Consider the following 26,297-nt stretch of genomic DNA (forward strand, 5'->3'; position numbering starts at 1 on the left):
TGTGAACGGCTTCTTTTTGAACTTAACAACGTAACAATGTTATGTTATATTAAACGGAAGGGAGGCGTTATGATGGAAGAAGAATTGATATCCAAGAAGGAATTGCTGGAGCTTACTGGCATTTCTTATGGGCAGCTTTACCGGTGGAAGCGTAAAAACCTGCTGCCTGAGGAGTGGTTTATCCGCAAGTCAGCGTTCACTGGACAAGAAACATTTTTTCCAAAGCAAAAAATATTAGACAGAATCGATAAAATTGTTCATATGAAGGATGATCTTTCCTTAGATGAGCTTGCAGATATGTTCTCACCAGCATCAAAGGCGATTTCCATCCCAATGAAGCAATTAATAGAACGAAACATTGTTTCAACAAATGCAGCGAAAACAGCTGAAGTCTATATCGGACAATCGGAGCTGTACACGTTCGAGCAGACATTATGTGTCTACGTACTTGATTACTGTCTGCAGACGGGTGAGATCAGCCTCGAGGAGGGTAAGACGTTAATCCCGACCTTCCTCGAGCACTATAAGAAGTTCAAGGAACAGCAGTGTGATCTGATTCTGCTTCGGAAGATGGGTGTCTCGGTATTCTTACTTGTCCCAGCCGGCGGAGAAATTCATTTCGAAAGCGGAGTAAAGATCATCCTCCGAGTGGATGTGCCGGGGCTCATCGAGCAATTAAAATTGAAGTTAATGGCGATATAACGGAGGTGTGGAAATCTGATGGAAAATAATCGGAAGCTGATCATTACAGGAATCGGCAAGTCAAATGGCGGTGATGTTCATCTCGCAAAGATCGAAGGAATGGGCAAAATCGAAGGAGATGTCAACTGTACGGAGTTTCAAGTGGATGGCACAGGCGATCTACAAGGCAGCTTGAAAACCATGAAAGCTGTGATTAATGGAATCGTTACGATACATGGCAGTCTGCACGCCAATACGTTTAACCTTGAGGGCAAATTGAAGGTAGAAGGCCACATGATCAGTGAGCATATCCGGATGAATGGCATGGTAACCGTGAAAGGCAACTGTGAGTCAGAAACCTTTGAAGCCAATGGACGGATGCAAATTGAGATGCTTAACGCAGGGCAGATTAAACTGAGTTTGCAGGGCGCAAGCCGAATTGAGGAGATTGGCGGCGAAGATATTCATATCCGTGAGCAGTCTAGTAAGGGCTTCGGTAAGTGGCTGCAATCCACCCTGGGCCCATTCAGCAACAAACTGAATGCAGGGGTTATTGAAGGCGACCAAATCTACCTTGAAAATACAACAGCTGACATGGTGCGCGGCGGGGAAGTTAGGATTGGTCCGGGCTGCACGATTGGTAATGTGGAATACAAGCAAAGTCTTGATGTGCACAGCAGCTCCAAAATCATCAAACATGTTCAGGTCTAAAAGGATGGAGGCGATTGTATGAACCAGCTTATAAGTGAAAAGACAAGAAGAAATCTAACGATTACCGGCAGCTCAAGCGTCATGGGCGGTATATATAACAATATCAAGATTGTTGGAGAAGGTACGATCGAGGGCGATACAGACTGCAAGAAGTTGAAGTGTATGGGGACGATGGAGATTAACGGTGCGTTATCCGCTGCAGATCAGGTAAGTATTGTAGGAACATGTGACATCAAGGGCGGATTGAAAGGCGGTATACTCAAGACATCAGGTACCGTTGCAGTCGGCGGGATAACACAGCTTAAGGAGCTGAATATATCTGGCACGATTGAGTCGAAGCACGACGTGTATAGTGAGAAGATCAATTTAAGAGGAATGCTTCATACGGCTGGAGATTGCGAGGCGGAATCGTTCACGGCACGGGGGATCTTCGAAATCGGAGGCTTGCTGAATGCCGGAAAGCTGGATATTAAACTGTACCGCGATTGCAAAGCACATGAGATTGGCGGTGGACAGATTACCATTCGGAAAGCGAGCTTAATGCATCCGCTCAGTTTAATCTTCAAACCTTCTTCCAGCGCAAGGCTTACAGTGTCAGTTTTGGAAGGAGATCATATCTATTTGGAAAACACAATTGCTGATATAGTAAGAGGGAACAAAGTTGTGATCGGACCTGGCTGCGAGATTGGATTTGTCGAATACAAGGAACATTTCGAACAAAAAAAAGACGCCGTCGTAAAAGATAAACGAAAAGTTTAGGCGATTTTGTGATGTTTTGGCAGATCGATTGACATCGCATTGGCCTTGCGCTAAAATTTCGCTGTGCGATCGTTCAGTGAAACTTATGTTACGAAGTAAGAATTGTCGCCGAACAATTTGATGCTTACGAAGTAAGAATTGTTGCGAAGCGTATGCTTTAAGCAACAACAATTCTTTTAAGGAGGTGGCGACGATGTCTCGCAACATCCGAAAAGAGCAAGCGGCCGAAACGCGTGAGAAAATACTAGAAGCTGCAAAATCATTGTTTGCAGAAAAAGGATACCATGGCACCCCAGTACGAGAAATCACGAGGAAGATCGGGATGGGCGACGGTATCCTTTATCATTATTTTCCGGACGGAAAGCGCGAAATCATGTCGGTGTTGCTACGTGAAAGCTTCGAGCACCGTAGAAAAGAAATACAGCAGATAAACCGCGTCATCGAGGATCTGGATCTAAAAGACGCGATGATGACGATCAAGCGCCGGATATACGAGTTATTTACGGCGGATATGGATTTGACACGGATTTTGTTCCGTGAGAATGATTTGCTTGGCTTTGAAGAAGCTGAGCAATTGACGACGCTGCTCCGTGAGCAGAGCGCCATCTTTGAAGAGTTTCTGAAAGACCGGCATGAGAGAGGCGAGATTCGTGATCTTGATTTCCGGATAGCGTCGAGACAATTCTTGTCTACAAGCCTACATGCGATTATGAGCAAATCGGTTGGCATTCAGCTTCTTAACGAACCGGATGTTTATAAATACATGGAAGAGAATGTGGATTTTACAATAGATCTATGGAAAAATCCTTAAGCCACACATAGACAGCTGAGGATTATTTTTCGCGATTTGAAATGAAAGGTGATGACAAGGGTGTCTCTAATAACTAGATTCTTAAATAGACGTTTCTACTACTTCCTTCTTATTTTGCTTATTAAAAGTATAGTAGCCCGTAATGTTGTGTTTGATAATGGCTTCTCGTGGCTTACGATTCTGACGGAGGTTCCATTCTTTATTGCTGTATTCTGTCTGATCGAATTTTTTGCAGGTAAACGCAAGATGCTTTATTACATGATAGTCAACCTGCTATTCACGGCCTTATACTTCGCGATTCTGATGTATTATAAATATTACGGCATTATTGTTAATACCGATGCTCTTAGCCAAGCTAATAAAATGGCGGAGGTAGGGGAAAGCACCTACTCGCTGATGGATCCTTATTATTTGCTGATCTTCCTTGATATTATCGTCATTGCGGCGGTTTTAATTCTGCCGAAATTCAAGAGAGCCCGCCTATCGGCTGATCTTCGTCCGGTGCGCAGCAAAGTTTGGATGGCCGTATTCGCATTATCCATTGTTGTTTGTCTTGTTAACGTTTGGCCTAACCGTGCAAGTATGAACGAGAATAAGCAAGCTGAAGAAATGGGTCTTCTCGATTACGAAGTGTACAATATCATTGATAAAATGCTGGAAAGTGAACCAATTACGCCAATGGGTCAAATTACACAGGCGAGAATCAATGAGCTTAAAGGTATCACTGAGCCAACAGCACCGAAATACTTTGGTGCAGGTAAAGGCAAAAACGTTATTATTCTTCAAATGGAATCGTACCAGGACTTCCTGATTGGTCTGAAAATTGGCGGTGTAGAAATTACACCAAACATGAATAAGCTGGTTCAAGAAACTACTCATTACAAAAACTTCTATACCATGGTTGGTCAAGGTACAACTTCTGACGCTGAGTATGTCGTAAATACGTCGTTGTACGTACCGAAGCATAAAGCGGCAACTGACGTTAACGTTGATAAAGCATTGCCTAGCTTGCCGAAGCTGATGAAAGAGAACGGCTATGCAACAGCTACATTCCACACAAATGCCGTTGATTTCTGGAACCGAAGAGAGCTCTATTCTGCAATCGGCTGGGATAAATTCTATGATCAAGCGTTCTATGGCGATGACGATCATATTGCCTTTGGCGCATCAGATGAAGTGCTGTACTCGAAGACAATTCCTGAGCTTGTGAAGATGGATCAGGCCGATAAGCCGTTCTACGCGCAAGTCATCTCAATGAGTGCGCATCATCCATACAATATTCCGACTTCGAAATACCGGATTGAGCTGCCGAAGGAATTCAAGGACGACAGCCTTGTCACACGCTATATTAAAGCACAAAATTATGCGGACTATGCACTTGGTCAATTCATCGACGGTCTGAAATCGAGCGGTCTGTGGGATGACAGTATCGTCCTCATGTACGGTGATCATCAAGGTCTGCCGCTGTACTCGCTTGATGATGACGAGAAAGCTTTGATGAAAGAAATGCTTGGAACAGATTATGGTCATACCGAAATGTTCAACATCCCGCTTATTATGCACGTTCCAGGTGTAACTCAACCATCCGTAGTAGATCAAGTTGGCGGTCAAGTGGATATCCTGCCTACAGTTGCGAATCTGGTGGGCGCATCGCTGGCTAATCAAATTCACTTTGGCGAAGACCTTCTGAACCAAAGCTCGGAGCTGATTCCTATGCGTCACTTCCTGCCAAGCGGATCGGTAATCGATGAAAAGAACCTGTATATTCCGGGTATCAGCTACGAAGACGGAACAAACCATAAAGTAGCTGATGGTACAGAGACGACAGAAGGCGGCGTGACTGAGGATGAGTACAACAGAGCGCTAGAACTGTTGCATCTATCCGACAGCTATGTATCGCAGCTTCCTCTTAAATAATAAGCTTAAGCCATAATTCAAAGGGCTATCTCAAAGTCATCATAGATGACAATGGGATAGCCCTTTTTTTGAACAAATTAAAATGCGACTGTGCAGGATTACACCCTGTTCAGCCGCATTTGTTGATTACTAACCGAGGAAATGTTTGATGAAGAAGTCTAATTGGTATTCCAAGCTCAGTGGATCGTTAAAGTAAAAGGTCTTAGCATCAGCTTCGAAGACATGATTGTTCTTGACTGTAGGAATGTTCTTATAGGTTTCTGTTTCTTGGAATGAATTATCCTCATCCGCGTTTTTGCTGAAAATCACGTAGTCACCCATGTAATCCTTAAGAACTTCCGTCGATAAGGCAAAGTAGCCGTCTGTCTTCGTCGCTTCAGCGACTTTCTCCGGCTTAGGAAGTCCGAATCCTCCGTCATAGAGAATCTCCGTACCCCGAGCATAGTTATCGCCATATACATAAAGTTGTTTGTTGAATGTCTCAATGACTGATACCGTTGCTTTATCGCCGATTTTCGCTTTAATTTTATCTCCGGCATCTTTTACCCGTGCTGAGAAATCATCAACCCAGGCTTGAGCTTCTTTTTCCTTATTCAACAATTTGCCGATTTCCAGCTGTTGTGTTAAGTAATCGACTTTTCCGTACGTGAACGTGACGGTAGGAGCGACTTTCTTGAACTTGTCGACGTTCTTAATATCCGAGAGACCGATAATGAGATCCGGGTCGAGCTCCATGATTTTTTCAACATCTTCATCTGTAACAGCTTCAGCGTCTTTCAGTTTATCCGTAAAATTCGGATTGTCCTTGGACATCTGATCAACACCGACAAGTGGTACACCAAGCGCCATTACATTACCGGTCAGAAATCGTGTAATAACCACGACCCGTTGCGGATTGCTTGGCACCTCAACTGGCCCTTCCTCGGATTGGTATGTGATTGTACCGGAATCGGAGGCTTCTGGGGAAGGTGAATCTGACGGTGCAGCGGATGAAGAGTTGTTCGCATTCGCATTATTCGCAGACTTGGAATTGCTGCCGCAAGCGCTTAGGATGAGGATAAGGACAAGGGCTAACAGGATAGACGTTTTTTTCATAATAGGTAATTCTCCCTTTTGAGTATGGTGCTAATAATTATGAATTAGCTTCACAATCTCTTATTTAGGTGCATCTATTAATAATGATAATCATAATCATTTAATTGAGAAGTATACTCAATGAATATGTAATTTGTCAATGAATGTATGATTTTCGATTGTCTATAACTTGTTCAAGTGTTTGTTCAAACCAAAAAAATAGTGGTGCAGGCAGCTGCTATTCGTGGGTTTATTATATAGAAGGGAAGCGTACGCTCGCCTTCATCGATCATACGGCCGAATGCACCAGGCCACGAATGGAGGCAGGGCCAAAGCCCAAGGCAGCTGACCAGGGCAGCAGAAGGATACATGCTGCCCCTGCCAGCTGCAGATATACAACAGACTTAATCGGGCTTGCTGACTGCATCATAACAAGTGACATTGTACCTGCCAGGAAGTAGGATAGCGCGATAACTATAAAGAAATAAGACCCTGAGAGGGTCTTATCGCATTAACTCTAAATCATTTTTACTCGATGAGACCCTCGTGGGGTCTTATTGCAAATTCCAGCCTGTGATAACCGAAGAACAGTTATTTTTTCAGCAGCAGGAACAGGAAGTACGGTGCGCCGATCAGGGATACGACGATCCCAGCCGGCAAGCCGCCGGCAATGTCGATCTGGCGGCCGATCGTATCGGCCAAGACGAGCAGCCATCCGCCAAACAGGATGGAGATCGGGATAAACAATTGATTACGCGGGCCAACTAAGGCTTTCGCAATATGCGGTGCGAGCAGCCCTATGAAGGCGATCCCGCCTGTGACGGACACGGCAGACGCCGCCAGAGCAACTGCCGAGAAGAGCAATACAATACGCTCCTTCGTCAATGAGATACCGACGCCAACCGCCACATGCTCATTTAAAGAGAGGATGTTGAGGCGATTCGCCTTGTATAGAGTAAACGGGATAAAGATGACGAGCCATGGTGCCATGGCCAAAATAAACGGCCAGTCTGTTCCCCAGATTCCGCCGGCAATCCATTTGGAGATAAAATCAACCTTCTCACGATCTGCTGAGGAAATGAGCACGATCATAACGCCGCTAAGCGCCATTTGGAAGCCAATACCCGTAAGCACCATACTGACCGGCTGGATGCCAGCATGCCGTTTCCAGGAGAATAGAGCGATAAGACATGCCGTTGCTATAGCGCCGATAAAGGCGATAACAGGCAGGGCATAGACGAATGGTCCAGCTTCCGTCGGGAAGAACAGGAAGAAGATCGTTATCGCCACGCCTGCTCCCGAGTTGATGCCAATAATGCCAGGATCGGCCAAATCATTACGGGTCACGCCTTGCAGAATAGAGCCGGATAAAGCAAGCGCCATACCGGCCAGAAGAGTAATAATGACACGCGGCATCCGTATTTCGAACAGAATGAAGTTTTCATTTTTCGTACCGTCACCAAACAGAACAGGTATCAGCCTTTTAAAGGTCAAGGTTGAATAGCCAAGGCTGAGGCTGACAATGATCGTCGCGACGATAAGCAGAAATAGAATGGCGAGAATAATACGTTGTTTCCGAACCATATGCGATAAAATCATTTCAGTCCTTTGCCTCCTCTTTTAACGATAATGAGGAAGAAAGGCAGACCCACAACCGCGATAATGGCCGCTACCGGCGTTTCATACGGGGCATTAACGGTCCGGCCAATCAAATCCGCGAGCAGCATGAAGGAGGCACCTACAATAGCGGACATCGGAACGGAATAACGATAGTCCTGGCCAACAATAGCACGCACCATATGCGGGATCATCAGGCCAAGGAAAGCTAGGTTTCCGACAAGCGCAACGGAAGCGCCTGCGAGCAGAATCGTAACCGTGAACAGAACGCCTTTGATAAGACCGGTCCTTTGCCCAAGGCTGGTCGCTACATCTTCATTAAGGCTAAGTACGGTCAGCTGCTTCGACATCGCGATTGCAATGAGAATACCAACCACAATAACCGGAACAATCGTTTGAAGCTGTCCCCATGATGTTCCGATCAGACCGCCGGATGTCCACATGTTAACATCTTTGGATACTTTAAAGGTAAGGCCGATGCCTTCTGCAACAGCATATAAAAAAGTAGAAACCGCTGCTCCCGCCAGTACGATGCGAATAGGGGAGAAGCCGCCTCGTTTGGCTGCGCCAATCCCGATAACGAGAATCGAGCCAAGGGCAGCGCCGATAAAGCATGCAATCATAATGCCAAAATAATTAATGCTAGGGAATAACGCAACCGTTGCTGCAAGGGCGGCATTTGCTCCGGCAGATAAGCCGAGAAGTCCCGGATCTGCAAGCGCATTCCGAGTCACGCCTTGCATAATGGCGCCGGATACGGCTAGTGCCGCACCAACAAAGATTGCCGCGAGTTCTCGCGGCAGCCTGATTTCGCGCAAAAGCGTCACTTTCTCACTTGTATCGTGAGGTGACGTCAGCGCGAGCCATGTTTCATGGACCGTGGTGTCGGCAGCGCCGAACACCATGGCCAGGAAAAAGATTGCGATAAAGAACAGGATCCCTGCACTCAATTTAATAACAAATGGGATTGGGCGTCTCGTTTCCTGTGTCATCATCGGCTTACTTTCCTAGGAACTGCTCTTTGAAGAAGTTCAATTGATAATCAAGCGTATAGGCATCATTGAAGTAGAAGCCTTGGGCATCCGCTGTGATGACATGACCGTTCTTAACTGCAGGAATGTTCTTGTAAGTCTCGGTATCTATAAAGGCACTTGCGGTATCTTTCATTTGGCTGAAGACCAGGTAATCACCGACGTATTCAGGAAGAACCTCCAGCGATAAGGAATACCACCCGTCTTTCATTGCCATTTCTTTTACTTTTTCTGGCATCTTCAGGCCCATTGCCTGGTACAGGATTTCTGTGCCGCGGCCCCAGGCATTGCCGAATACGTACAGCTCCTTGTCGTAGTTCTCAATGACCGTAACCGTAGAGTCTTCACCAATCTTCGTTTTAATATCTTTACCGATTTGTGCAGCGCGGGCTTTGAAGTCCTCGACCCAAGCGGTTGCTTCTTTTTCCTTGTTCAGCGCTTTACCAACCTCGATAAACTGCTGTAAATAATCGACTTTATTGTAGGTAAACACAGCTGTTGGAGCGATTTCTTTTAATTTATCTAGGTTTTTTGTCGAATCAGTGGCAATGATCAAATCCGGCTCCAGCTCGAGAATTTTCTCGACATCTTCATCGGATACTACGGCTACATCCTTCAGCTTATCAGTGAATTTAGGATTATCTTTCGCCCAAGAGTCGACGGCAATAGGAGTAAGGCCAAGTTGTAATAAGTCACCAGTATAAGAAGACAATACAACAACACGCTGTGGGTTGGCAGGCACTTCCATTGGACCACTTTCTGATTGGAAGGTGATGGTTCCTGTTGCTTCAGCAGCAGTGTCTGTTGGTGGCGATGCATTTGCTGCCCCGTCATTGTTGCTTGAAGCTGTGTTCTCTGCTCCGGCGTTATTGCCCGTGTTGTTGTTGTTTCCGCATGCGCTCAGAATAATTACGAAGAGCATCATGAGGGAGATGAGGTTTTTTTTCATGGGTGTTAATCTCCTTATAATAGAATGGAATACATGAACGACCTAGGCTATATAATGCAACACATGATGATAATGATTATCATTGTCTAGTGCCATTTACTAAATTATAGGGATTTAGTCTAATTGTCAACCGCTTATTGAAAAATGTTCTCAAAGGCCTTATACTATTGATAATGATAATCAGTGCTAATGGTGGGTTTTCTGAGGAGGGTGTTCATGCTGCAAGAAGAATTATTTGATGTTACTGTCATTGGGGGAGGTCCTGCGGGACTGTACTCGACTTTCTATAGTGGGCTTAGAGAAATGAAAACAAAGCTGATCGAATTCCAGCCGTTCTTGGGCGGCAAGGTGCATGTATATCCGGAGAAAATGATCTGGGATATCGGGGGCTTAACGCCTACTCCAGGAGCACAGTTAATTGAGCAGATCGTTAAGCAGGGGCTGACTTTCGATCCGGAGGTTGTCCTGAATGAAAAGATCGAATCCATTACGCGTAACGAAGACAATATTTTCGAGCTGCAAGGTTCCTCCGGACGTATCCATTATTCGAAGACGGTCATCATCGCAGTTGGCGGCGGTATTCTGAATCCAAAGAAGATCGCAATTGAGGGCGCAGAGAAGTTTGAGGTAACAAACCTTCATTACACGGTGAAATCGTTGAAGAGATTTAAGGATAAGAATGTGATCATTTCCGGTGGGGGCAACTCGGCCGTTGACTGGGCGATGGAGCTGCTGCCATTCGCGAAGAAGATCTACATTACATATCGCAAAGAGGCCTTGTCCGGGCATGAAGCGAATGTAACGACATTGATGAACAGCCCGAAGGTGGAATGCTTGTTCCATACAGAGATTACGAAGCTGCTAGCAACCTCTGGCGATGAGCTCGTTGAATGCGTGGAGCTTACCAATAGCGAGACAGGTGAAGTGTCGCAGCTGGCTATTGATGAAGTTGTTATTAACCACGGTTACGAACGAGATTCCTCCCTGCTCGAGAACAGCAAGCTTAACATAGAGATGGTGGATAATTGGTATGTGAAAGGCAGTCCAAGCGGAGAGTCGTCCGTGCCGGGAATGTTTGCGGCAGGCGATATTCTGATGCATGACGGCAAGCTGCATTTAATTGCTGGGGCATTCCAGGACGCGGCCAACGCGGTGAATAGAGCGAAATCTTACATCCAACCGGATGCGAATGCATACGGAATGGTCTCATCCCATAATGAAGTATTCAAAGAACGGAACCGCGAGCTTGTGAAGCAAATGATGGCTTAGTATATAGATGAAAGACGATGCAGAACGAATCTGCCTCGTCTTTTTTTGTTTCTAGGGCTATGCCATAATGATTGTAGTGCCTGTTAATAAGGGAGAGATGCGAGAATGGAAGCAAAGCAGCCGAAAGAGAAAATAAGAGCCATTATTACGGGAGCTACAGGTATGGTCGGGGAAGGTGTTCTGATGGAATGTCTGCAGCATCCGGATGTCGAACAGGTACTTGCTATTACTCGCCGGCCAAGTGGTGTTACGCACCCGAAGCTGAAGGAAATCATACATAAGGATTTTTATGACTTAACCCCGATTCAAGATGAACTTAAAGGATACAATGCCTGCTATTTCTGCCTTGGCGTCTCATCGGTGGGCATGTCGGAAGCAGACTATACCCGTGTCACCTACGATCTGACGATGCATGTTGCACGCTTGCTCTCGAGCTTGAACCCGGACATGGTATTCTGTTATGTAACCGGCGCCAGCACAGACAGCACGGAGCAGGGCAAAGTGATGTGGGCTAGAGTGAAAGGAAGAACGGAGAATCACCTTCTGCAGCTACCGTTCCGACGTGCATTCATGTTCCGTCCAGGCTATATGCACCCAACGAAGGGGCAGATGAGAGTCCCGAAATGGGCCTATGCGCTGACATGGCTGTATCCGATCTTAAGACCTTTGTTCCCCAATCATCTTATTACGCTTCGGCAGGTTGGTCTTGCCATGATCCAAACCTTTTACACGAGTTATGAACGCCATATTCTCGATCCAAAAGATATTATTGCTCTTGCAAAGGAAGGCAGCTAACGACCATCACATCCATTTTACGGCCGTTCTGCAATATCTTTTTTACGATGGACGGCCGGAGCATTCTTGCGAGCCAGCTCCTTTTCTCCTGACCAATGATGAACTGAGTACTATTAAGCGCATTGGCATGGGTGAGCAGAAAAGCCGGGAGATACTGTGTCTGCCTCACCTCTTTAACAACAAACGTTCCGCCTAGCTGCTCCGTTAATTGAAGGAGTTCCTTCATACGACGATCTATTGCATGTCCGCCGCCATTATAAACGACCATGACATGCCACTCGGCCTTAAGCCGGTGGGCAATACGGAAGCCTCTGCGGATCAGTCGATCCGCTTGTGCAAGGTCTGTGATGGCTACAAATATGACCTCCTGCCTCCGCCACGGGCCACGCAGCGACCCTGTCCGTTCCCAAGCCTCAAGCCTTTCATCCACATCATCCGCAATTTCGCGCAAGGCAAGCTCCCGCAGGGCAATCAAGTTACCAAGCTGAAAAAAGGCACCTAGCGCCTGTTCGACCTTGCCCATGGCATAGATTCTGCCTTCCCGCATCCGTTCCTGCAACGCTCTAGGCGATACATCAATAAGCTCTACTTCATCGGCGATGCGCAGCATGCTGTCGGGTACCGTCTCTCTGACCCGTACCCCTGTTATTTGCTCGACAGCGTCATTTAAGCTTTCGAGATGCTGGACATTAACGGTGGAAATAACGGAAATGCCGGCATCCAGAATGATACGGACATCTTCATATCTCTTCTTGTTTAAGCTGCCCGGCACATTCGTATGGGCAAGCTCATCGATAAGGACCACCTCAGGAAATCGCTTAAGAATAGCAGGGACGTCCATCTCCTCCAGCAGCATATCCTTATAAGCTATTTGTGCCCTTGGAATGGAGGGCAGCTCCGCCACCTGCTCCATTGTGTCCTTGCGGCCATGTGTCTCAAGAAGACCAATCACGACATCAATGCCTTTGCGGAGGAGGACATTGCCCTCACGGAGCATGGTGTACGTTTTTCCCACTCCGGGTGCAGCACCAATATATACTTTGAAGGTGCCGCGTTTCATACGCTCAGTCGTTTGCTTCTTCTCGGCAATGCTGAGTCTTTTATAAGTAGAGCGGGTCTCCGTGCGATGCCTCGCAGGAAGAATACGTTCTCCTTCCTGATCTGTACGATCGGCAACAAAGAAGAGATCGATTGGTTTGGCTTGCTGCAAGATCCCATTAGCGATGGAGCCATGAAGCAGCTCCTGCAGCCAGGTATGCTTGGAGTGGCCCAGCACAATGCGGGTTACACCATGGGCCATCGCATACTCGGTAATATGCTGGGACAGCAGGCGCCGATGAAGGTGGGGGACAACCAGCTCCTCGAAGGATGCCCCAATCTTTTGCGTGAGCTTCACAATCGAACGCTTAAATGCAGCTGCTTCTTTTGATAAAGAGGTGTTATCCGATATGAACGATACAACGAGCAGTTCCCCGCTGAGCCGCTTCGCCACCTGCTGGCCGCGCCGGACATGGATGGAGCCGTTCCAATGATACTGTACCGTCACAAGTATTCGTTCGGATGCGCCGGAGGGGCCAATAAGGCCTTGATTCCTCCGATGATGCTCCAATGATCCGTTGACATCCTCAGCCATCAGGCGCAGAGCGAGTTCGCGCAGCTTATCAAGATTTCCCCTCCGGAGAAGGTGAGGGGTCTTGGCGTTGCGCAAATGGCCTTCATTTAATCGTGTCAAGATGGTCTCAGGCGAAACGTCGATAAGACGTACCTCATCCGCAAGCTCGAGAATATCGTCGGGTACGGTATACTCGGCTTCGATCCCTGTTAATTGATAAGCAAGATCGCAGACGCCGTCCAGTTCATACACATTGATCGTCGTCATGACGCTTATTCCGCATGCGAGCAGATGCTTGATATCATCAAGCCGGGAAGGGAACTCTGCCTCTGGTCGGTTGCGATGGGCCAGCCCATCAACGAGCAAGACTTCGGGATTACGCGTCTTGATGGCCCGTAAGTCCAGATCCTTCCATTCGACTCCTTCCTTAAACCAGTGGATGCTGGGAATCCGTTCGATTTCTATGAGCTGCTCCATCGTCTCGGGCCTTTGCATCGTCGAGACAGCACAGGCAACGACATCAATGCCTTGCTTCTGAAGCTGCTGGCCATCGCGCAGCATATGATAGGTTTTACCGGTGCCGCTAACCGCACCGATATAGATTTTAAGCCGTCCATGATGGAGCTTCGTTATCGCTTGCAGAAGCTCCTCGGGTGTTTTTCGACGGTAGCCGTTGTCCATGACGGGTTGTTCCTCCTTTCCTCTTAGCGTGTGAATGCCCCGCCTGCAAGTGCAAGCGGGGCGTTCTGCTTTATTTTCTAAGCTGGATTAGTTCGATATTGAGCTCCAGTACATTAATGCGCGGTTCACCAAATACACCAAGGTCACGTCCTTCGGTATGCTTTTGGACAAGCTGTTCCAACGTATCGGTCGATAAGCCGGTCAACTTGCTGATCCGCGGGATTTGAACCTCAGCTGAGCTTGGCGTAATATGCGGGTCGAGGCCGGAACCAGAGTTGGTAATCAGAGCAATCGGAAGCTTGCTGATTGGAACGTCTGGATTGGCTGCCTTCCATGCGGCAATCGATTCCTGCGTCCGCTTGAGCATATCTGGATTAGAGGGCGCATAGTTGTTGGATCCGGAAGCTTCTGCTTTATAGTCAATGCTCGATACACGCCCTTGGAAGTAGGCAGGGTCGGTAAAGCTTTGCCCGATAAGGGACGAGCCGATAATCTGGCCTTCTGCGTTCTTAATCAAGCTTCCGTTCGCCTGATGCGGGAAGAGCAGCTGCGCTAAACCCGTAGACACGAGCGGATATATAATGCCGCATAATATAATAAATGCGATACTCGCTCTGATGGCGATGATCAGGATTGAGCCACCGCCTGATGCGGATGATGAAGCGGATTGATTCATATGATCTCTTCCTTTCGAATAACGCATTAGATCCAAATATGAACGATAAGGTCAAGCAGCTTAATACCAATGAACGGTGCAATGACGCCGCCAAGCCCGTAGATAAGCAGGTTCTTGCTTAACAACTTGGATGCATTTATCGGTTTGTAAGCAACCCCTCGCATCGCAAGCGGGATGAGGAGCGGGATAATGACGGCGTTGAAGATAAGGGCCGAGAGGATCGCCGATGAAGGCGAGCCAAGTTTCATAATGTTCAGGACATCGATCTGCGGGATCGCAATCATGAACATCGCAGGGATGATGGCAAAATATTTGGCGATATCATTCGCAATACTGAACGTGGTCAAAGCGCCGCGGGTCATTAGCAGCTGCTTGCCGATAGCCACAACCTCGATAATCTTCGACGGGTCGGAATCCAGATCGATCATATTCGCAGCTTCCTTCGCTGCGATTGTACCGCTGTTCATCGCAAGCCCAACATCGGCCTGGGCAAGAGCAGGGGCGTCATTCGTGCCGTCGCCGGTCATCGCAACAAGACTGCCTGCGGCCTGCTCTCTTTTGATCAGCGCGATTTTATCCTCAGGGCGGCTTTCCGCCACAAAGTCATCGACACCTGCTTCACGGGCAATCGTTGCTGCCGTCAGCGGATTATCGCCCGTACACATGATGGTCTTGATACCCATCCGGCGGAGCTCAGCGAATCTCTCCTGCATGCCTGGTTTAACGGTATCCTTCAAATAAATAATACCTAGAATCCGGTTATCAACGGAAACAGCAAGTGGTGTTCCGCCGAGGACAGCAGCGGCTTCACCGGTGGAATCGAGATCGGCTGGGATAGTACCCCCTAGAGACAATACCCATTTTTTAACGGCATCAACGGCGCCTTTACGTACTTTTCTTCCATCTGGCAAATCGGTACCGCTCATCCGTGTTTCAGCTGTAAAAGGAATGAAGGAAGCCTGCTCAATCTGCTCAGTTGGGTAGGAGAGCTGCTTGGTCTTCATCAGCTCTAATACGGAGCGTCCTTCCGGCGTCTCGTCTTTGGCCGAGCTGAGTGCTGCCCACTCGCCAAGCTCTTGGATGGTTGAGCCCTTAACAGGAAGGAAATCGCTGGCCATCCGGTTCCCGAATGTAATCGTACCGGTTTTATCCAGAATCATTGTGTTAATATCGCCGGCTGCTTCAACGGCTTTGCCTGACATTGCCAATACGTTAAACTGTGTCACGCGGTCCATACCGGCGATTCCGATGGCTGACAGCAGACCGCCAATTGTGGTCGGAATGAGACAGACGAGCAGGGCAATCAGCACGGGCACATCCAGCTCTACACCAACATATTTGGCGATAGGGGCCAGGGTAACGACAACGATCAAGAAGATAAGCGTCAGGCTTGTAAGCAGGGTGTTCAGAGCCAGTTCGTTTGGCGTCTTTTGCCGCTTTGCGCCTTCAACAAGTGAGATCATACGATCAATAAACGATTCGCCGGGATCACTCATAATGCGAACCTTGATCTGGTCGCTGACGACACGTGTACCGCCGGTAACGGAGCTGAAGTCACCGCCAGCTTCTTTAATAACAGGAGCCGATTCACCGGTAATGGCCGATTCATCAACAGAAGCAAGACCTTCAATGACTTCGCCATCGCCCGGAATCATCTCGCCTTGTGAGACGATAACCATATCGCCTTTCCGAAGCTCGGTAGATACGACTTGTTTTACACTATTGCCGACCATTTTGTTAGCCGTAATGTCCTGTTTGCTCTTCTTAAGCGAATCGGCCTGCGCTTTACCGCGCCCTTCGGCCAATGCTTCTGCGAAATTCGCGAAGAGTACCGTGAATAGCAGAATAAGAAACACCGTCAGATTAAAGCCTACCCGATCTTCTGTACCGAAATAGCCGGGCAGCAATGTCATAAGCAGTACGACAAGTGTACCGACCTCAACGACGAACATGACGGGGTTTTTCATCATTGTTAGTGGATTTAATTTAATAAAGCTGTCCCTGACCGCTCGGCTTAAAATAGCGGAGTCCAGCATAGATTTACGTTTCGTAGTCACCTTTTACTCACCTCATCCTTATCCGTTAGCGAAGCGTCAGATACTCTGCAATTGGTCCAAGAACAACGGCAGGCAGGAACGTCAGCGCTCCAATAATTAATACGGTTCCTACAAGAATCCCTGCAAACAGCACGTTATCTGTCCGGAATGTACCCGATGTCTCTGGCACAGGCTGCTTACGGACCAGTGAACCGGCAACGGCAAGCATGGCAATCATCGAGATATATCGTCCAAACAGCATGACCAGTCCGGTTGTAATATTCCAGAAAGGTGTATTATCGGCTAATCCCTCAAAGCCGGAGCCGTTATTCGCTGCTGATGAGGTGTACTCATACAGCACCTGTGAGATGCCGTGGAAGCCTGGGTTGCTAATTGAGCCTTGGCCTAGGTCGGTAAGGAAGGCGATAGCGGTCGGCACTAGGATAATAAAGGGATGGGCGAGAATGGCGATCGCGATGAGCTTCATCTCACGCGGCTCAATTTTCCGTCCAAGAAACTCCGGCGTACGTCCAACCATAAGTCCGGCGATAAATACTCCGAGTATGGCGTACATCAGCATGTTGATGAGACCAACACCCTTACCGCCAAACACAACGTTAAGCATCATCTCGGCAAGCGGTACGAGTCCGCCAATTGGTGTCAGTGTATCGTGCATGTTGTTAACCGTACCGGTGGTCGCTGCTGTTGTGACGGCTGTAAACAGAGCGGATTGTGCGATACCAAAGCGTACCTCTTTACCTTCCATACTGCCTTGTGAGGCATCCACACCAAGATTGTTTAGTAGCGGATTGCCATGCAGCTCAGCGGTATAGACCGTTGCCAGAAAGACAAGGAACAAGGTCATCATCGCGGAAAATACAACCCAGCCCTGCTTACGGTTTTTCGCAAATCGTCCAAATACATAAGGTAAGGAAGCAGGCAGCGCCCACATCGATAAAATTTCGATGACATTCGTCAGTGGGTTTGGATTCTCGAATGGATGAGCCGAGTTGACTCCGAAGAAACCGCCGCCGTTTGTACCTAGATGCTTGATTGATTCAAGGGATGCCACAGGTCCGATCGCGATATTTTGCGTGGCACCTTCTAGCGTTGTTGCGGTTATGTTCGGATCAAATGTCTGTGGCACATGCAAAGCCACCAGTACCAGCGTGACAAGCACGGCCAGCGGCAGAAAAATCCGGGTATGCGACTTCACGAAATCCTCGAAGAAGTTACCGATTGTTGTGCCTTTGCTCGTCAGACCACGGATAAATGCAATCGCAACCGAGAAGCCTGTAGCCGCTGATGTGAACATCATCATCATAATGACAGCCATCTGCGAGAAGTAAGAAAGCCCGGTCTCCCCGCTGTAATGCTGCAAGTTCGTATTCGTGATGAAGCTGATGACGGTATTAAAGGACAAGGTCTGTTCCATACCGCCGATGTTATTCGGATTGCCAGGGAGCCCGCCTTGAAAGCGCAGGATCAAATAGCTGATGGCAACTAATACGATATTAGTTAGAAGAAAGCTAAGCGCGTATTTTTTCCAGGTCATGCCTGCTCGCGATTTTAAGCCGATCACGCTGTAAATGATTCGTTCAGACCACCCGAATACTCGGTCGGTTCGGTTTGGCTCATTCGAGTAGACGTGATAGACGTACGAGCCAAGTGGCTTGACGAGCAGAATAAGCACGCCAATCACGATTAGAAGCTGTAAAATATCCATATTGACCTCCCGCGATCGTTTAAGGGATTAAAATTTTTCTGGATTAATGAGGGCGTACACTAAATAGAGAAAGATAAGTAAAGCCAGACAGAGTGTGACAATCATCGTTTGTCCTCCTCTTGAATCGAGCGGTCGCACCATTGCATAAATCCGGCGAAGAGTACGAATACAGCTGCTAGAAGCAGCACCATATAAATATCCTGCATAACTCTATTCTCCTTAAAAGAATTGGTACACAAATGGCCTATCTCAGCCAATTGAGCAATTCTTGCTTCGTAAGCATGGATTTTTACCCGTTGTCGCTGCCTGTCATGAAGTCGCTTGCTATGAGAAAAGAAGTCTCTGTGCTACTGGAATGAATCACATAATTCGCGCCCATTCCTTTATAGATCAGTCTCGGGTTTGTGCTGTTGGTAATGACACAGATCGATTTCGACGTCCAGCTGCGGCAGATCTGAATGTAGCGGCAGCAAAGGTTCAGGCTTCTCTCGAAAAGAAAAATCCGTCCAATAGGAAGCTCCGGTACCCGCCAGGTGGCTTCTTCAGTCGTGCTTATGACAATGATCGTATTTACCTCAAGTGCGAGCATCCGCTCGTATTCCGCTTTGTTATTCACAAGCGCTGCAAACGGGATATGCCGGCGCTGCAGCTGTTTAATAAAGTCCTCGCCCTGTACGTTTGGTGCAGATACGAGAATATAATCGTTCATGAAGCTCGCTCCTCTTTTCGATAGAGGATTCAACGACAAAAAAACCGCGGAAGAGGGACTCTTCACGCGGCTTATAAGCGCAGCAGAAAATAAACCACGCCTATATTCACGATCATCGTTGCCTCTCTTGTTACGCTTACGAGGTTAGCTGACGGATTCGGGCGTAAGAGTCGCCCTACGCCATGCGGCTTATTCGAGCCGTTCTGGCGATTCACCCCGTGGAAGGCGGGTTGTTTAAATTCAGCCTGCCGTCCGATTGGTTCCCCCGTTCCCCTGTGAAGGAGATTAAGCGATAAAGACATTTTGGAATACAATAGAAAAAGACCGCAGAGGAAAGTTCCCCGCGGCCCCATAAGGTCACAAGATCACATCATCCTCTCTACCTGGAAAATGCCTTCGCAGCCTTAGCTTGCTGGAACAGACATTTTCTTCGCTTACGAGGTTAGCTGACGGATTCGGACGGTGAGAGTCGCCCTACCAGGTTCGGCCGCACGAAGCCTTTCCTGGATTCACCCCTGATAAGCAACAAGATTCATTGGCTCTCACACCGATGACACTGCGCTTATCGATTGGTTCCCCCGTTTCCCATGACGGAAACTCAGCGAATAAAGCATACATTTCAATTGCTGAATCGTATGTTACGCCTGCCTAAGGTTAATGTAAATGAGACATGGAGGCTGCATATTGTCTAATTATTACATTGTGATTGGTTAGAGCGTTTACATCTCGGATGAACTCTACGATGCTCTTTCTTAATTCCTATATCTCTAGATTGCGCTAATTGTGCTCTTAAACTTTTATTTGAAAAAGAAACAATGGACGAGGTAAGATCCATTAGGGACACTAACCAGTGCAATGAATGGTCAAACGGCGAGCTTAAGTTCCCTCAAGGACCTTAATGCAGCGGATGGAGCATCGGAACAGAGGGGAACTTGCCGGGGACCTTATCGCAGAGAATGAGGCGATAAACGAAGGTGAACTAGTCGGCTGCGGCAGCAATAAGACCCTCGCAGGGTCTTATCCGAGCAATGGAGCGGGGAGCGGGAGCCTATAAGACCCTGTCAGGATCTTATGAATAAGAAAAATCAGATGAAAGGTAGTGAAACTGGACTATCTGGAATGAATAAGGCCCTCGCAGGGTCTTATGGGCCAGTTCTGCTGGAGAAAAAATAGCAATAAGACCCTCCGGGGGTCTTATCCGAATAGTGCTGTTGCGAGCTTCTGTCAATTGGCGGGAATCGCCCCTTGTTTTCGTTCGATAATTTTGGGACAATAGGAGTCAGTATGCGGTTTAGGCCGCGTTTGTGAAAAGAGGATAAATAATGAGTACACCTTCCATATATGGATTTACATTAGAGCAATTAATCGCATGGCTGGGCGAGCGCGGACACAAAAAGTTCCGGGCGACTCAAGTGTGGGAATACCTTTACCGGAAGCGGGTTACAAGCTTTGCAGCTATGACAGAAGTTAATCCTGACTGCGTGAAGCTGCTGGAGGAGAACTTTACTATTCAGACGCTGGTTGAGCATACGAAGCAGGAGTCCAAGGATGGAACCGTGAAGCTGCTACTGAAGCTCTTAGACGGCAATCTGATTGAGACGGTCTTGATGCGCCATAAGTTCGGCTTGTCTGTCTGCGTGACAACGCAAGTTGGCTGCAACATCGGCTGCAGCTTCTGCGCAAGCGGCCTGATTAAGAAGAGCCGCGATCTGACCAGTGGCGAGATTGTCGAGCAGATTATGAAGATTCAGCTTCATCTTGATGAAGCTAATCAAGGTGAGAAAGTCAGCCATATCGTTGTGATGGGGATCGGCGAGCCGTTCGATAACTTCATCCATCTGAATGACTTCCTTACAACCGTGAAGGATCATAAGGGTCTAGCGATTGGTCCGCGTCACATCACCGTATCCACCAGCGGGCTTGCTGATAAAATCAGAGAGTTCGCCGACAAGGATCAAGGTGTCAACCTGGCTGTATCGCTGCATGCTCCTAATAATGAGCTGCGGACTCGCATTATGAAGATTAACCGCGCGATTCCAATCGAGAAGCTGATGGACGCTATCGACTATTATCTCGAACGCACGAATCGCCGGATTACGTTGGAGTATATCCTGCTAAGGGACGTTAACGACCAGCAGGAGCATGCGCTTGAGCTTGCCGAGCTGGTGGGTGACCGCCGCCGTTCACTTGTAAACGTGAACTTGATTCCTTACAATCCGGTCGACGAGCACAGCCAATACCAGCGCAGTGAGAACGACTCCATTAAAGGCTTCTACGATACACTTAAGAAGCAAGGGGTCAGCGTCAGCGTCCGTCTGGAGCATGGCGCCGATATCGATGCGGCCTGCGGCCAGCTGCGCAGTAAACAGATGAACAAGGAAAAAGTGGGTTAAAGCAGCTATAAAAGAAGCCATGATCAGAGGATCATGGCTTTTTGATTGGGAACAGTACGGGCTTTATGACTAATGCAGGCTGCAATGCAGAACTGCGCAGCATAATAGGTCGTCATAATGATCACGTCGGAGCTCGCAACCTCCGAGATGAATTTATTCCAGGCCAGAACGGAGTCCGAGGCCATAAACAGCAGTGCGCCAGCTATCGCCCATTTGTTGCCGGACATCATGGCCGACCAGCCCATTAAGGAAATCGCCGTTACATAGACAAGGACAGGTCCTTTCAGACCGCCGTCTCCTGATTTGGTAAGTGCATCAAGTAACTCATATCCCATATAAACAGCATAGGCACCAATAGGTACAATAGCGGTAAGCCGCCATAGGGAGAATTGCCATTGCCCGAAGAACCCGCTCAAATAAAACAAATGTCCGATTAAGAAGGCTGACAGCCCAATAATGAAATTGTCGAGAGTGACATCGCCGATGACGCAGAAGATTAGGCCGATGAGCAGGATGTGCTGAAATCGCTTACCATTTTCGGCAGGCTGCAAGTAGGCGTAGGCGATGATAAGGAGCATCGGTATGCTTTTGAAAATTAGCTTGACGGCATGCGGTTCTGAAGGAATGATAAAAATGTAAAGCAAGCCCATAAGCAAAATGAGTGCAGGCATTATTTTATTCAATTGTCATCGCTCCTTTTGTCCTACTATAGCACAGATAAATTCCTTTTATTAGTACATAGTCTTCTATCGAAAAGGCGGGGTTTAGGATGAATGGATTACAAGTGTTTGAAAAGCAGCAGGCCTATTATCGCACGGGTGCAACCCGGAGCTTGGAGTTTCGTCTGGGGCAGCTAGCTAAGCTGCATAAAGTAATTGTGGAGCGGGAGGCTGCGATCATGCAGGCTCTTCGCGAAGATTTGAACCGAAGTGAAAAGGAATCTTTTCTGCTTGAGATTGGGCTCGTCTTAAAGGAAATCTCCTTCATGCAAAAGCATCTTAAGCGGTGGATGAAGCCCGTCAAAGTGAAGACAGCCTTCACTCATTTCGGCAGCAAAGGGTATATCGTGCCAGAGCCTCTTGGGACTGCACTTATTATTGCTCCGTGGAACTACCCGTTCCAGCTGGCGATAGCGCCGCTTGTTGGGGCAATCGCTGCAGGCAATACGTCTGTGCTCAAGCCATCGGAGCTGTCGCCGGCAGTGTCCGAGGTGATGTCCTCCCTTATTCAAGATACGTTTGATCCAGCTTACATTACCGTCATGGAGGGCGGGGTGGAAGTAAGCAAGGAGCTGCTTGATCTGCCGTTTGATAAAATTTTCTTCACAGGCAGCGTTAATGTAGGTAAACAGGTGATGGCTGCCGCTGCTAAGCATTTGACTCCGGTTACGCTGGAGCTTGGGGGCAAGAGTCCGGCCATTGTTCACCATGATGCTAACCTCAAGCTGGCGGCTAAGCGGGTTGCTTTTGGCAAATTCATTAATGCAGGGCAGACCTGTATCGCTCCTGATTATGTACTCGTCCACCGCAGCGTAAAAGAACAATTCATAGAGCTCCTTCACAAGTCGGTTGCGAAGTTTTATGGCAAAGATCCGCTGGAACATCCGGATTACGGGAGAATTATATCGGGGCGTCATTTTCAGAGATTATGTGGATTTCTCCAGCAAGGAGAGATTACTATGGGTGGGCGCACAGATGAAATGTCCCAGCGTATTGAACCAACCGTCCTGACTGAGGTGAACTGGAATATGCCGGTCATGCAGGAAGAGATTTTTGGCCCAATCCTGCCCGTGCTTGTCTATGATGAGCTCCAGGAGACAATTGATCTGATTAACGCGAGACCAAAGCCGCTGGCTCTCTATCTGTTCAGTGATAATCAAGCGATTCAGAAGCGGGTGACGGAGGCAGTACCGTTTGGCGGAGGGTGTATAAACGATACGCTTATGCATTTGGCGACCCCTTACTTGCCGTTTGGCGGGGTAGGCGAGAGCGGCACTGGGGCTTATCATGGCGAGGAGAGCTTCCGTACATTTTCTCATATGAAAAGCGTGCTGAAGCAAACAACGAAGTTTGATTTCGCGTTCCGATATCCGTCGGCAAAAGGCGGACTTGCGATCATTCGGAGGCTGATGAAATAAGGGATGGGATAAGAGCAGAGGGCTGGAAACGCTTCATCTATTTTTTACCAAAAAATCAATTGACTTCTACCGGTTTGCTCAGTAACATGGGGAGGCAAAACCATTACTTACAGCACTCGTCCGTACATCCTTGGCGTAATGGAGCAGTCAATTGAGGAGGTAATAAACGGATGGAACAACAGCTTACACCTACACAGCCGGAGCAGGAATTTCAATTAAAAAGCATTTTGCTCCCGCTTGTTGCGATTATTCTAGGCTGCTTTATGGTTATTCTCGATACAACTGCGATGAACGTGGCACTGTCGAAGCTCGTGGAGGATTTCCATACGCAGCTTCCTACTCTTCAATGGACGGTAACGGGCTATATGCTTGCTCAGGCAGCTGTTATCCCATTGGCAGGCTGGTTATCTGACCGATTTGGTGCGAAGACGATTTTCTTGACCTCGGTCGTACTTTTTACGCTGGGGTCGCTGCTATGCGCACTGCCGAATGACCCGCAGATGTTGATCATGTTCCGTGTCATACAAGGGCTTGGTGGTGGTTTCGTTATGCCGGTAGCGATGGCTTATGTGTACCGTCTCAGCCCGCCAAATAAGGTGGGGCAGGTGATGGGGCTGCTTGGTGTACCGATTCTGCTGGCCCCGGCGATTGGACCCGTTCTCTCAGGCTGGCTGGTCGAATACCATTCTTGGCGCTGGATTTTCCTCATTAATCTGCCAGTTGGCGTCATCAGCGTATTATTTGGTCTATGGAAGCTGCCGAAGCTGGATACCAAGAAGCTTGCCGGCTTCGATATACCGGGCATGATTCTAGGTCCGCTTGCTTTCGCAGCGCTATCCTATGGCCTTAACCAAGGCGCAGAAAGCTGGACTTCGGATAAAACGATCGGCGGGCTTATCGTTGGTGGTATTGCGCTTATCGCGTTTATCTTTGTTGAGCTCCGCGTGAAGCATCCGCTGCTTGATCTCCGTGTATTCCGCTCTGTCGATTTCTCTTTTGGGATTGTGGTGCAGTGGATCGTTCAATTCTCGTTGTTTGGCGCGATCTTCCTCTTGCCGCAGTTCCTGCAGCAAGGACGAGGATACGGTGCATTTGATACGGGACTGACCTTGTTCCCACAAGCGTTGGCCTCGGCCTGTATGATGCCGATCGGCGGTTATTTGTTTGATCGAATCGGGGTTCGCTGGCTCGTTGTAATCGGGCTGAGCCTAGTATCAGGTGCGATCTTCCAATATTCTAACCTCGATATTCATACAGGCAGGGAAGATCTGCTGCTGCCGCTTATTATGGCAGGCGCAGGTATGGGGCTTATGATGATGCCTCTGAACTCCCATCTGATTAATAAGACGCCACGTGAGCTTGTAAGCCGGGTAACCTCGCTTACCAGTGCGATGCAGCAAGTTATCAGCTCACTGGCTGTTGCCTTGCTGGTAACGATTCTAACGAAACGGATTGGGACGCTGATGACCGAGGCGAATGTATCTCCGGATGTGCTGGCTAATCAAACCTCCGGCAATGCCGCGGAGGCCAATCCGGAGCAGATGCAGCAGCTGTTGGCTCTTGCCGTTGATGCGTTTGATTATACGTTTGGCATCATGGTGTTTGTCGCGATTACCGGTGCGCTGCTTGGCCTTCTGCTCCGCAGAGGTAAGAAGAACACAGGCGAAAGCACGTCAGCAGAAAAGCCGGAGTCTGCACTCGAAGGGCTTCATATGGGATAGACGTATAAGCGCTCGGCTTTTTTAGCTGGGTGCTTTTTTGCTTTGTAAGGTATGAAATAGCTGGAAATGTTCACAATAAAACAAGTTCAAGCTACTCATTTCATGCCTGAAGGAGAAAACAATCAACATGATGAAACAGAACAAGCGTTGGAAAACGACCATCATTGCCGCTGCGATGGCGCTAAGTCTAAGTCTTGCACCGGCAAATAGCTGGGCGGCAAGTCAGGCAGGCCAGGCAAGTGAGCACGGAGCTCATCGAGTGTGCCTGAATCCTGCAGCCGAGAAGCTGAAGGCTGATCTAAGGCTGCTATGGATTGATCATGCGGTATGGACACGTAATACGATGATCAGCATGCTTGCAGGGCTCGAAGACACGAAGCCGGTGCTGAATCGACTGTTGAGAAATCAGCAGGATATTGGCAATGCCATTAAGCCTTATTATGGTGAAGAAGCCGGCAATAAGCTCGCGGAGCTGCTTAAGGAGCATATCGTACTTGCCGGCAAGGTCATCGAAGCAGCTAAAAACAACAATAAGAAAGATTTCGAGAAGTTCAATAAAGAATGGTACCGGAACGCTGACGATATCGCGAAGTTTCTAAGCGGCGCTAATCCCAACTGGGCATATACCGATTTGAAACAGATGATGGATAAGCATCTGGATCTGCTGGCTGGCAACCTGACCGCAAGGCTTGCGAAGGATTGGGAGAAGGATATTGTTAATTATGACGCAGGGCAGGCGCATCTGATGATGCTGTCCGATACGCTTGCTGAAGGCATCGTGAAGCAATTCCCTGATAAATTTGGTGGTCCGGCAACGGGCAGCGCAGCGCCACGAGCAAATCCATAATAATAGGAAGAGGTTGTCCCATTGGCCGGGGGCAGCCTCTTTTTGCGTATAAACAGACTTGTTTGTCGGGTGTTGATCTCTCACTTCTCGGGTTTTGCTGCTGCCTATCTCATTAGATAATAGAAACAGATCAGGCACACAGATT

General features: G+C 48.1%; 23 protein-coding genes and 2 riboswitches. Of the genes, 11 read left to right on the forward strand and 12 right to left on the reverse strand.

Features of this window, described 5'->3' with window-relative positions; genetic code table 11:
- Nucleotides 1-72 precede the first annotated feature (72 nt).
- From AB4Y93_RS23015 to AB4Y93_RS23035, 5 genes are all read left to right on the forward strand, one after another.
- Entirely contained in the window at nt 73-702 is a 630-nt protein-coding gene (locus tag AB4Y93_RS23015) for a YhbD family protein (RefSeq protein ID WP_441895513.1), read from the forward strand.
- Nucleotides 703-720: 18 nt separating this feature from the next.
- On the forward strand, nt 721-1,392 hold the full coding sequence (locus tag AB4Y93_RS23020) for a polymer-forming cytoskeletal protein (protein ID WP_441895430.1): 672 nt from the start codon (nt 721-723) through the stop codon (nt 1,390-1,392).
- Nucleotides 1,393-1,410: 18 nt separating this feature from the next.
- Nucleotides 1,411-2,151, forward strand: a complete 741-nt coding sequence (locus tag AB4Y93_RS23025; RefSeq protein ID WP_441895432.1) for a hypothetical protein — start codon at nt 1,411-1,413, stop codon at nt 2,149-2,151.
- Between the two features lie 193 nt (nt 2,152-2,344).
- On the forward strand, nt 2,345-2,962 hold the full coding sequence (locus tag AB4Y93_RS23030; RefSeq protein WP_441895434.1) for a TetR/AcrR family transcriptional regulator: 618 nt from the start codon (nt 2,345-2,347) through the stop codon (nt 2,960-2,962).
- A gap of 51 nt (nt 2,963-3,013) precedes the next feature.
- On the forward strand, nt 3,014-4,879 hold the full coding sequence (locus AB4Y93_RS23035) for an LTA synthase family protein (protein WP_441895436.1): 1,866 nt from the start codon (nt 3,014-3,016) through the stop codon (nt 4,877-4,879).
- Nucleotides 4,880-5,008: 129 nt separating this feature from the next.
- Here AB4Y93_RS23035 and AB4Y93_RS23040 read toward each other — a convergent pair whose 3' ends face one another.
- From AB4Y93_RS23040 to AB4Y93_RS23060, 5 genes are all read right to left on the reverse strand, one after another.
- Nucleotides 5,009-5,974: an iron-hydroxamate ABC transporter substrate-binding protein gene (locus AB4Y93_RS23040; protein ID WP_441895438.1), complete on the reverse strand. Its 966-nt coding sequence runs from the start codon at nt 5,972-5,974 to the stop codon at nt 5,009-5,011.
- Between the two features lie 268 nt (nt 5,975-6,242).
- Nucleotides 6,243-6,395: a hypothetical protein gene (locus AB4Y93_RS23045; RefSeq protein WP_441895440.1), complete on the reverse strand. Its 153-nt coding sequence runs from the start codon at nt 6,393-6,395 to the stop codon at nt 6,243-6,245.
- Nucleotides 6,396-6,544: 149 nt separating this feature from the next.
- Nucleotides 6,545-7,552, reverse strand: a complete 1,008-nt coding sequence (locus AB4Y93_RS23050) for a FecCD family ABC transporter permease (protein WP_441895442.1) — start codon at nt 7,550-7,552, stop codon at nt 6,545-6,547.
- A complete protein-coding gene (locus tag AB4Y93_RS23055) occupies nt 7,549-8,562 on the reverse strand; it encodes a FecCD family ABC transporter permease (protein WP_441895515.1) in 1,014 nt (337 codons plus the stop codon). The genes AB4Y93_RS23050 and AB4Y93_RS23055 overlap by 4 nt, the downstream gene beginning before the upstream one ends.
- A 7-nt stretch (nt 8,563-8,569) precedes the next feature.
- Nucleotides 8,570-9,550 (reverse strand): iron-hydroxamate ABC transporter substrate-binding protein, encoded by a 981-nt coding sequence (locus tag AB4Y93_RS23060; RefSeq protein ID WP_441895443.1) that lies wholly within the window; start codon nt 9,548-9,550, stop codon nt 8,570-8,572.
- A gap of 216 nt (nt 9,551-9,766) precedes the next feature.
- Here AB4Y93_RS23060 and AB4Y93_RS23065 point away from each other — a divergent pair, with 216 nt between their 5' ends.
- Together AB4Y93_RS23065 and AB4Y93_RS23070 are read left to right on the forward strand one after the other, a co-directional pair.
- A complete protein-coding gene (locus tag AB4Y93_RS23065; protein ID WP_441895445.1) occupies nt 9,767-10,819 on the forward strand; it encodes an NAD(P)/FAD-dependent oxidoreductase in 1,053 nt (350 codons plus the stop codon).
- Nucleotides 10,820-10,924: 105 nt separating this feature from the next.
- Complete coding sequence (locus AB4Y93_RS23070) at nt 10,925-11,614, forward strand: NAD-dependent epimerase/dehydratase family protein (protein WP_441895447.1); 690 nt, start codon at nt 10,925-10,927, stop codon at nt 11,612-11,614.
- On the opposite strand, the gene AB4Y93_RS23075 is transcribed toward AB4Y93_RS23070, so the two are convergent.
- The 6 genes from AB4Y93_RS23075 to AB4Y93_RS23100 form a co-directional block, all read right to left on the reverse strand.
- On the reverse strand, nt 11,586-13,907 hold the full coding sequence (locus AB4Y93_RS23075) for a histidine kinase (protein ID WP_441895448.1): 2,322 nt from the start codon (nt 13,905-13,907) through the stop codon (nt 11,586-11,588). The two genes, AB4Y93_RS23070 and AB4Y93_RS23075, sit on opposite strands and share 29 nt — an antisense overlap.
- A 70-nt stretch (nt 13,908-13,977) precedes the next feature.
- Nucleotides 13,978-14,583: a potassium-transporting ATPase subunit KdpC gene (gene kdpC, locus AB4Y93_RS23080; RefSeq protein WP_441895450.1), complete on the reverse strand. Its 606-nt coding sequence runs from the start codon at nt 14,581-14,583 to the stop codon at nt 13,978-13,980.
- A gap of 26 nt (nt 14,584-14,609) precedes the next feature.
- A complete protein-coding gene (gene kdpB / locus AB4Y93_RS23085) occupies nt 14,610-16,640 on the reverse strand; it encodes a potassium-transporting ATPase subunit KdpB (protein ID WP_441895452.1) in 2,031 nt (676 codons plus the stop codon).
- 25 nt (nt 16,641-16,665) lie between these two features.
- Nucleotides 16,666-18,345 carry a potassium-transporting ATPase subunit KdpA gene (gene kdpA / locus AB4Y93_RS23090; RefSeq protein WP_441895454.1) on the reverse strand — a complete coding sequence of 560 codons (1,680 nt, stop codon included), beginning with the start codon at nt 18,343-18,345 and terminating at the stop codon, nt 16,666-16,668.
- A 27-nt stretch (nt 18,346-18,372) separates the two neighbouring features.
- The gene (gene kdpF / locus AB4Y93_RS23095; RefSeq protein WP_441895456.1) at nt 18,373-18,486 is read right to left on the reverse strand and encodes a K(+)-transporting ATPase subunit F; all 114 of its coding nucleotides are present in this window, start codon (nt 18,484-18,486) and stop codon (nt 18,373-18,375) included.
- 148 nt (nt 18,487-18,634) lie between these two features.
- Complete coding sequence (locus AB4Y93_RS23100) at nt 18,635-19,054, reverse strand: hypothetical protein (RefSeq protein ID WP_441895458.1); 420 nt, start codon at nt 19,052-19,054, stop codon at nt 18,635-18,637.
- 117 nt (nt 19,055-19,171) lie between these two features.
- Nucleotides 19,172-19,356, reverse strand: a riboswitch (cyclic di-AMP (ydaO/yuaA leader).
- Between the two features lie 115 nt (nt 19,357-19,471).
- Nucleotides 19,472-19,668: riboswitch (cyclic di-AMP (ydaO/yuaA leader) on the reverse strand.
- A gap of 708 nt (nt 19,669-20,376) precedes the next feature.
- On the opposite strand from AB4Y93_RS23100, the gene rlmN reads away from it, so the two are divergent.
- Nucleotides 20,377-21,447, forward strand: coding sequence for a 23S rRNA (adenine(2503)-C(2))-methyltransferase RlmN (gene rlmN, locus AB4Y93_RS23105; protein WP_441895460.1), 1,071 nt, complete (start codon nt 20,377-20,379; stop codon nt 21,445-21,447).
- A gap of 23 nt (nt 21,448-21,470) precedes the next feature.
- Here the strand turns inward: rlmN and AB4Y93_RS23110 are convergent, their stop codons facing one another.
- Entirely contained in the window at nt 21,471-22,130 is a 660-nt protein-coding gene (locus tag AB4Y93_RS23110; protein ID WP_441895461.1) for a lysoplasmalogenase, read from the reverse strand.
- Nucleotides 22,131-22,216: 86 nt separating this feature from the next.
- Here AB4Y93_RS23110 and AB4Y93_RS23115 point away from each other — a divergent pair, with 86 nt between their 5' ends.
- The 3 genes from AB4Y93_RS23115 to AB4Y93_RS23125 all read left to right on the forward strand — a co-directional run bounded on the left by AB4Y93_RS23115 (nt 22,217) and on the right by AB4Y93_RS23125 (nt 26,152).
- Entirely contained in the window at nt 22,217-23,584 is a 1,368-nt protein-coding gene (locus AB4Y93_RS23115) for an aldehyde dehydrogenase (RefSeq protein WP_441895463.1), read from the forward strand.
- 170 nt (nt 23,585-23,754) lie between these two features.
- On the forward strand, nt 23,755-25,305 hold the full coding sequence (locus tag AB4Y93_RS23120) for a DHA2 family efflux MFS transporter permease subunit (RefSeq protein ID WP_441895465.1): 1,551 nt from the start codon (nt 23,755-23,757) through the stop codon (nt 25,303-25,305).
- Between the two features lie 127 nt (nt 25,306-25,432).
- Nucleotides 25,433-26,152, forward strand: coding sequence for a glycosyltransferase (locus AB4Y93_RS23125; RefSeq protein WP_441895467.1), 720 nt, complete (start codon nt 25,433-25,435; stop codon nt 26,150-26,152).
- Nucleotides 26,153-26,297 lie beyond the last annotated feature (145 nt).

Source organism: Paenibacillus sp. YAF4_2 (assembly GCF_052113225.1).
GTDB lineage: Bacteria > Bacillota > Bacilli > Paenibacillales > Paenibacillaceae > Pristimantibacillus.